The organism is Anaerotruncus sp. AF02-27 (genome assembly GCF_003465835.1).
GTDB classification, from domain to species: Bacteria; Bacillota; Clostridia; order Oscillospirales; family Ruminococcaceae; genus Anaerotruncus; species Anaerotruncus rubiinfantis.
Genome location: NZ_QSBX01000046.1, coordinates 6,602 through 13,736 on the forward strand (window position 1 = coordinate 6,602; position 7,135 = coordinate 13,736).

The following is a 7,135-nucleotide window of genomic DNA, read 5'->3' on the forward strand; positions in this document are numbered from 1 at the left end:
GCGGTCCGGCTGTCACAGCCATAGCCGGTAATTAGTTTTCCGTTGTCGGTCTTTTGCGGATTTGCCACATAATCAATGATGTCGCTGATTGCTCGGCTCTCAGTGCGCCCCTTGCCGATATGCAGGGGCATGATGCGTGAGGTTGCCATAGAAGGGCCTCCTTTCTAAAAAAGAAACGGCCTGCATGGTGCAGACCGCTTTTGCTATTCTATAAAATCGTCCTCGATGTCCTCTAACCGCTTCGGAGGAAACCTCATCTCGTATTGTTCTTTTGCCAGTGCACGAACTTCAGGGCGCTTATCTTTCATTCGGTTTTTCAGCCAGGAAATCTGCTCCTTTGATAACCGCCAAGGGAGATTCAGTAAGCGGTTTACCGTCATTTGCTCCGCTTGTTTCTCCGGCGATAAAGAAGCACAGGATTTACAGATGTGCGCCGCAGGACCTTTGCCGGAAAATTTTTCGTTAGCCTTATATTCTCCGCAGACTTTACAATAATGTCCATGCTTCTTCATAGGCTCGATTCCTTTTCACTGAGCGCATATAAACTGCGAACCGCCCTCATGATGATGTTCCACTCCAGATCTGCCGCATAGGAAAATTTTTTACGGTACGATTCCCAAAGTTTCTGCATCACCGGACTATTTTCAACTTCTTCAAAAACTTCGGCAGCTTCTGCAAGATGTTGTTCTGTCCCGCGTTTGTGGGCAGTGGCCCGCAGCGCATCATGGAGCGTCTGCCGGTTCAATGTGTTCCCGTGGAGCTGATCCAGAATATAAATGTCATAGAAATCTCTCATGCGGGTGTTGGTGGTGGTTCTGGTGATGATTGTTTCCAGCTTTTCAGCCAGAACGGTTTCCAGATTGTATGCCCAAATGTCAATGGAGCGATCTTCCAGCATCAGCTTGAAAGAGTAGCGTACCTCCCTGGGGGTAATAGCATCCCCTGTGGAAATGTCAATCTTCAAAGGTGTCACCACACCGTCAAAGGTTGTAGTCATGCTGACCCGAATCCCAGGATACTCCGCTTCATCCATAATCTCTGAAATGCTTTTCAGCTGAAATTTGACACCATCATCAATCGGCACACTCACAATAGCAGAAATCAGGTTCTCGATGTCCTCTACATTAACATTGGCTCCTTTTACAGTAGCGTCCAAGTCCATCGTGGAACGGGCATCCAGTCCAACCATTGCCGCTACCAGCATCCCGCCTTTCAGAATAAATTTATCACGATATTCAGAAAGGGAAATACGCTCCAGAAAACGCTCCATCATATAGTTTCGCATTAAAAGCTGTGCATCCGCAGATTTTTCTCTGGAAAGATTGCGAATCAAATCTTTTAGCTGCCTTGCTGTTTTTATCATAAAAGCACCTCCAAATACTGCCGTAAAATTTTTTCAACCCGGAACATACCGGCATACCGCATCAAAGTCCGCAGATCCTTGTTCTTTCTTCTGGCATACATTTTTAGCGCTCCTTGAAAAGTCTGTGTCTCCATGTTGTTCCGGCTGCGGAGCAGATCGCAGATGGTGCGCTCCATATCATAGATAGGAACCGTATGCCCAAAAGGTGTTTGGCCAGTTGTCAACCCTACCTCATATAGTTCTGGTTTGATGGTGTAAACAGAAAGCCCCTCTGCCTTTAAGCGAGTGGTGCTGTACCCTCTGCGCACCGTGATAGCGTATGGAGATGGTTCCCGGTCTGTCAGGTCATGGAAAAATAGCGCCGATTCATGGGAAAATACTGCCTGACCACATCGCAGATGTAACAGAAACATCGCATCAATCCAGGTGTCCTCGGAGACATAAATTCCGTGAGCAACCTGCTGAAGATTTTTCTCTTTGACATATTCATAAAAAATGGGTTTTACAATTCCGCTGGCGATTACCTGTGCGGTTTGCAGCATCCCATCATGCTCGGTCAGAAGTCTGTCTAACTGCTCAAACCGTTCTGATTTGGTCACATTCATCACTTCCTTTCGTGCTACTATTATACACGAATGTGGCACGGAAGTAAATATAGCAATTTAACAGACACTGTCTGGCATTTTTGTGACCGCGCATTTTATCCATAAACCAAATCCTGAATGGCAAACTTCAAGTCCTGCACCTTGCCCAGCAGCCAGATGGCAGCCATCGGCAGACCATAGGGACTAATAAGGAATGCCATCACCAGCAGGATAATGCCGTTTTGCAGGGAACAGATCAGCAGAACCGCCACACCCAACAGTGCAACCATCATGCTGATAAGCCCCAGCACCAGACCGGAGACATAGACGATCCCCACACAAATCCAAACGAACAGGGTCAGCGCCAGAATCACCGGAACCATCACGATCTTCAACAGCAGTTTCAACAAAAATACCAATGCCCTCATTGTTATGCCTCCTCTCAAAATCACAGTTCCTGTTCCTGATTCCATTATCCCTGTCTCACAGCCAAAAGGCAAGGATACGGGCAAAAAGAAAAAGCGGAGGAAGGCGCGGCGAAGAAACGCCGTTCCTCCCTCCGCAAATGGGGTATTTGTCCCGGTTACGAAAGTTTGGAGAGTTGCGTCAGTATCTCTTTAACTCCGTCCCATAACTGTTCCTGCCGCTGGGATATATCCTCCAAATCGACATCATAAATCCGCCCGGTCTCATGCACCTTGCGGGTCAGCTGGTTTAAGTTGTTGCTGCTCCGGCGCAGCAGGGATACCAGTTCTTTCAGTTCCGGCAAATCCAGCTGCACCACATAGCCGTCCACAGCCATTTTCCGCAGATAGGCGCTCAGGTTTTTTGTCCCAAACTGTGCCATTTTCTGCTGAATCAACTCCATTTCATCAGCGGATACCCAAAACAGAACCGGCACATCCCGCTTGCGCTTGGGGCTGCTCATCGCTCCGGCTCCCGTTTCTTCGGGGCGGCAGGCTTGCGGGCAGGCGGTTCCTGCCTGAGCTTTTGCAGGACAGAACTTTTCTGCTGTTCCTGTATGGTTTTTCTGGCCTGACTGGTAAACAGGTCGGTCAGACCGGGGTTGACCCCATCCACAACCAGATAGGCACAGTGGCGGGAAGCATCGCTGTCCTCCGGCATGGGAATGGTTTTTGCCCAGGCTTTGTTATCCTGAGAGATACGCCCGTCATGGTCCTTGTGCTGGATGGTGTTGGCAAGAATAAACTGTACCCGTTCTGTCCCGAACTTTTCCAGCACATCTTTGACCGCCGCCTCCGTATCCAGCCGGTTCTCTGCATAGTGGGCGCTGATGGTCTGCTCAATGGCTTCTTTGCAGGCGCTGTTCGCCTGATATGAGAGGTTGTACTGTGCCATTTCCCCATGCTCGGACGAATAGGCAGCAGAATGTGGATAGACCGGTGTTGTTCGCAGTTCCTCTTTGGCTCTGCACACATCGTCGGCACGGCTTTCAATGCTGTCCCGGATCACATCCATATAGCCGGTCTCCAGCTTTTCAAAATAGCGGTACACATCCGCCAGCGGAGAGGGCGATTCCAAAAGTGCCTGAGCCTGGGTGTCGGTCAACTCCAGTTCCTCCATTGCCATCACGATGTCCTCGCGGATGGTGTACTCATAGGCATGGTTTAAGACTTCTTCCGGGGGCTGGCTTTTCAGCCAGTCCCGGAACTTGTCCTGTTCGGCAGCCATCTTTTCATAAAGGGCTGTATTCAGATCGTTAGTATTCATGTTATCGCACCTCCTCATGCTGTTTTGGTTTCTTGTCTGTACTGTGGGGTTGCACCGGGCGTTTTAGGTTATCCAGCACCGAAGGCCGTGTGCTTTTGGCAACAACAGCCTCGGCGTGTGCCTGTCCCTTTCCGTCGATGTTGAGCAGGGTATCCAGCTCCACCAGACGAGCGTTTTTGCTTCGCAGTTCTTCTTCATAAAGGAATGGCTTTCCGACTTCCTCCTTTGCGGCAGCCTGCTGCTGATAGAGGTTATCCAGCTGGGCCTTTGCCGCCTCCAGACGCTGGGGCATCTGAGCGAGGGCATTGTCGATACGGGTAAGGTTTCCGCGAGGGTCTGTACCAAGGGTTGCCCGGTGGGTCATCTGGCCTTTCAACAGGAGCGTATATTCCTGTTTCCACGCTTCAAATTCCACCAACATAGTGAATCCACGGTAACTGCCAATCTGCACCGGATCAGAGGTTCTGACCTCCTTGCAGGCATCCAAAAGGGCTGCACCGGCGTTCTCCTTATCGGTCAGCAGGTCTCCACGAATCTCCATACCAGCAAAACCGTCCTCCGGGTGCGGGTGAGCTGCCAAAACCTCCAGATCGGATTCAAAGCCCTTGATAAAACCTTTGTGCTTTTCAATCTCCTCCGGGAAGTATTTGAGCAGCTGGTCCTCCAGACGATATTGCTTGCTCTGGTGGTCGGCTTTCATCAGTTTCAGGCGGGATACCTCCACATCCAAATCCATACGCTCCTTGATACGGGGGTCTCCGGCACACAAAGCCTTGATCTCGGCAAAGGAAAGCGCCGTTTCATCCACATCATCGCAGGAACGCACCGGCGATTTAGAAGTCATGATCTGGCTGATAAATTTTTGCTTATTCTCCACCGTCTGCCAAAGGTATGCGTCAAAGGTTCCTTCGGTCACATAGCGGTACACATGGACAAGAGGATTCTGGTTGCCCTGGCGCTCGATACGGCCCTTGCGCTGGGCAAGGTCTCCCGGTCTCCACGGACAGTCCAGGTCATGAAGTGCCACCAGACGGTCTTGCACATTGGTGCCTGCGCCCATCTTTGCGGTGCTTCCCAAAAGGACACGAACCTGACCGGTACGGACCTTAGAGAACAGCTCCTTTTTCCGCACTTCGGTATTGGCTTCATGGATAAAAGCGATCTGGTCGGCAGGCATTCCCTGAGCAATGAGTTTCTGACGAATATCGTCATATACCGTAAAGACCGGTTCCTGCTCCGGCAGAGGCACAGCGCCTTCCAATGCGTGAAGCAGTGGATTATCCAGCGTTTTCGCCGCCTTGCTTGCAGTAGCTTTTGCCTGCGGTGTAGAAATGTCGCAGAACACCAGCTGGGTCAGCTTGTCAGCTTCGCCATCCCGCCAGATCTGCATGATGTTGTCCACGCACTGATTGACCTTTGTGCCTGGTTCATCCGGCAGCATCTGGTTGACGATCCTCTGGTCCAGGCCCAGCTTACGGCCATCCGAGGTAATCTTGAGCATATTGTCCTGGGATGGGTCAACGGTTCCACTGTGTACCAGCGATGCGCGCTCCGAAAGGGTCCTGACCATTTCCTGCTGATGTTCGGTAGGCTGCGCCACGATGTTGTGGTATTCCACCTCCGGGGTAGGCAGGTTCAGTTGGTCGGCGGTCTTGATGTCCGCCACTTCTTTGAACAGGTTCATCAGCTCCGGCAGATTAAAGAACTTGCTGAATCTCGTTCTTGCCCGGTAGCCGGTGCCTTCCGGTGCCAGCTCCAATGCTGTGACGGTCTCCCCAAATCGGGAAGCCCAGCAGTCGAAGTGGGTCATGTTCAGCTCTTGCAGGCGTTCATATTGAAGGTAACGCTGCATGGTGTAAAGCTCGGTCATGGAGTTGCTGACCGGTGTGCCGGTGGCAAAGATCACGCCACGGTTTCCGGTGATCTCATCCATATAGCGGCACTTGGCAAACATATCGGAGGATTTCTGCGCGTCCGATGTGGAAAGACCAGCCACATTCCGCATTTTTGTGTATAAAAACAGGTTCTTGTAGTTGTGGGCCTCGTCCACAAACAGCCGGTCCACACCCAGCTGCTCAAAAGTTACCACATCATCTTTTCGCCCCTCGGCTTGCAGCTTTTCCAGTCTGGCTTCCAGAGACTTTCTGGTACGCTCCAGCTGCTTGACGGTAAAACGCTCGCCGCCGCTGGCCTGCACCTCTGCGATGCCCTCGGTGATCTCGTCGATCTGCTCATAGAGAAGCCGTTCCTGACGCTCCCGGCTGATGGGGATACGCTCAAACTGGCTGTGTCCCATGATGATGGCGTCATAGTCACCGGTCGCGATACGGGCGCAGAATTTCTTACGGTTATGGGTCTCAAAATCCTTTTTGGTTGTGACTAAGATGTTGGCGGAAGGATAGAGACGCAGAAACTCCGACGCCCACTGCTCAGTCAAGTGGTTGGGAACCACAAAGAGAGATTTCTGGCACAAGCCCAGGCGTTTGGCTTCCATCGCAGCGGCCACCATCTCAAAGGTTTTGCCCGCGCCTACTTCGTGTGCCAACAGGGTATTTCCGCCATACAGCACATGGGCGATGGCACTTTTCTGGTGTTCCCGCAGGGTAATGGCCGGGTTCATGCCACCAAAAGTGATATGGCTGCCATCATACTCGCGGGGACGGGTAGAGTTCATTTCTTCGTTATACTGGCGCACCAAAGTCTGGCGGCGCTCCGGGTCTCTCCAGATCCAGTCCCTAAAGGCTTCCCGGATAGCCTGCTGTTTTTGGGCAGCCAGAGTGGTCTCCTTGGCGTTCAGCACGCGGCGCTCTTTTCCATCCGCATCCTCTATGGTGTCATAGATACGGACATCCCGCAGGTTCAGACTGTCCTCCAAAATCTTATAAGCATTGGCGCGGCTGGTCCCATAGGTGGTATAAGCTGCCACATCGTTGTAGGATACGGAAGATTTCCCCTTGATCTGCCATTCAGCAGTAAAGGAGGAATAGTTGACCTCTATGCTGCGCTGGAGATAAAACGGGGTGTTGAAGGTCTCGTACATAAACTGCTGGATATATTCCTTGTCGATCCAGGTGGCACCAAGGCGCACCTCGATCTCCGACGCATCCAGGTCTTTGGGCTGGGAGGCGGTAAGAGCTTCCACATTGACTGCAAAAGAAGGGTCCTGCTGTGCCGCCCGCTGCGCCTGACGCAGTTTGCGGCGTACATTGCCGGAAAGGTATTCATCAGCAGTCACAAAATGGGGTGTGCCGTCCTGTTCCAGCTGTCCCGGTACACGGAAGATCACGCCTTGCAGCTCTCCGGCCAGTTCTTCTTTTGTTTTTCCGGTAAGCCGACTCATATAGCTCATATCTACGCAGGCCTTTTCCGAGATGGACACCGCCAGTGCTTCGCTTGCCGTATCCACAGTAGCCACTGCCTGATGGGGCTTGATGGTCCGTTTGGTGAACATATCCGC

General features: G+C 51.8%; 7 protein-coding genes and 1 pseudogene. All 8 read right to left on the reverse strand.

Annotation, left to right across the window (positions count from 1 at the left end):
* Nucleotides 1-149, reverse strand: a pseudogene (locus tag DWV16_RS19710) (relaxase); the annotation flags it as partial.
* Between the two features lie 54 nt (nucleotides 150-203).
* The gene (locus tag DWV16_RS18165; protein ID WP_118480855.1) at nucleotides 204-512 is read right to left on the reverse strand and encodes a hypothetical protein; all 309 of its coding nucleotides are present in this window, start codon (nucleotides 510-512) and stop codon (nucleotides 204-206) included.
* Nucleotides 509-1,363 carry a nucleotidyl transferase AbiEii/AbiGii toxin family protein gene (locus tag DWV16_RS18170; protein WP_118480857.1) on the reverse strand — a complete coding sequence of 285 codons (855 nt, stop codon included), beginning with the start codon at nucleotides 1,361-1,363 and terminating at the stop codon, nucleotides 509-511. Before DWV16_RS18170 ends, DWV16_RS18165 begins: the two co-directional genes overlap by 4 nt.
* The gene (locus DWV16_RS18175) at nucleotides 1,360-1,968 is read right to left on the reverse strand and encodes a type IV toxin-antitoxin system AbiEi family antitoxin domain-containing protein (RefSeq protein WP_118480859.1); all 609 of its coding nucleotides are present in this window, start codon (nucleotides 1,966-1,968) and stop codon (nucleotides 1,360-1,362) included. Before DWV16_RS18175 ends, DWV16_RS18170 begins: the two co-directional genes overlap by 4 nt.
* Before the next feature lie 95 nt (nucleotides 1,969-2,063).
* Nucleotides 2,064-2,375: a CD1845 family protein gene (locus DWV16_RS18180; RefSeq protein WP_054356925.1), complete on the reverse strand. Its 312-nt coding sequence runs from the start codon at nucleotides 2,373-2,375 to the stop codon at nucleotides 2,064-2,066.
* Between the two features lie 155 nt (nucleotides 2,376-2,530).
* Nucleotides 2,531-2,875 carry a plasmid mobilization relaxosome protein MobC gene (gene mobC, locus DWV16_RS18185; RefSeq protein WP_002576211.1) on the reverse strand — a complete coding sequence of 115 codons (345 nt, stop codon included), beginning with the start codon at nucleotides 2,873-2,875 and terminating at the stop codon, nucleotides 2,531-2,533.
* Nucleotides 2,872-3,678 (reverse strand): DUF3849 domain-containing protein, encoded by an 807-nt coding sequence (locus tag DWV16_RS18190; protein ID WP_118480861.1) that lies wholly within the window; start codon nucleotides 3,676-3,678, stop codon nucleotides 2,872-2,874. Before DWV16_RS18190 ends, mobC begins: the two co-directional genes overlap by 4 nt.
* Before the next feature lies 1 nt (nucleotide 3,679).
* A partial coding sequence (locus DWV16_RS18195; protein ID WP_158572977.1) for an SNF2-related protein occupies nucleotides 3,680-7,135 on the reverse strand: 3,456 nt, incomplete at its 5' end.

Bases quoted from the DNA above. Each gene is read 5' to 3' on its own strand.
- DWV16_RS18175 (WP_118480859.1), bottom strand. From the start codon at position 1,968: ATGAATGTGACCAAATCAGAACGGTTTGAGCAGTTAGACAGACTTCTG.
- DWV16_RS18165 (WP_118480855.1), bottom strand. From the start codon at position 512: ATGAAGAAGCATGGACATTATTGTAAAGTCTGCGGAGAATATAAGGCT.
- DWV16_RS18190 (WP_118480861.1), bottom strand. From the start codon at position 3,678: ATGAATACTAACGATCTGAATACAGCCCTTTATGAAAAGATGGCTGCC.
- DWV16_RS18170 (WP_118480857.1), bottom strand. From the start codon at position 1,363: ATGATAAAAACAGCAAGGCAGCTAAAAGATTTGATTCGCAATCTTTCC.
- DWV16_RS18180 (WP_054356925.1), bottom strand. From the start codon at position 2,375: ATGAGGGCATTGGTATTTTTGTTGAAACTGCTGTTGAAGATCGTGATG.
- mobC (WP_002576211.1), bottom strand. From the start codon at position 2,875: ATGAGCAGCCCCAAGCGCAAGCGGGATGTGCCGGTTCTGTTTTGGGTA.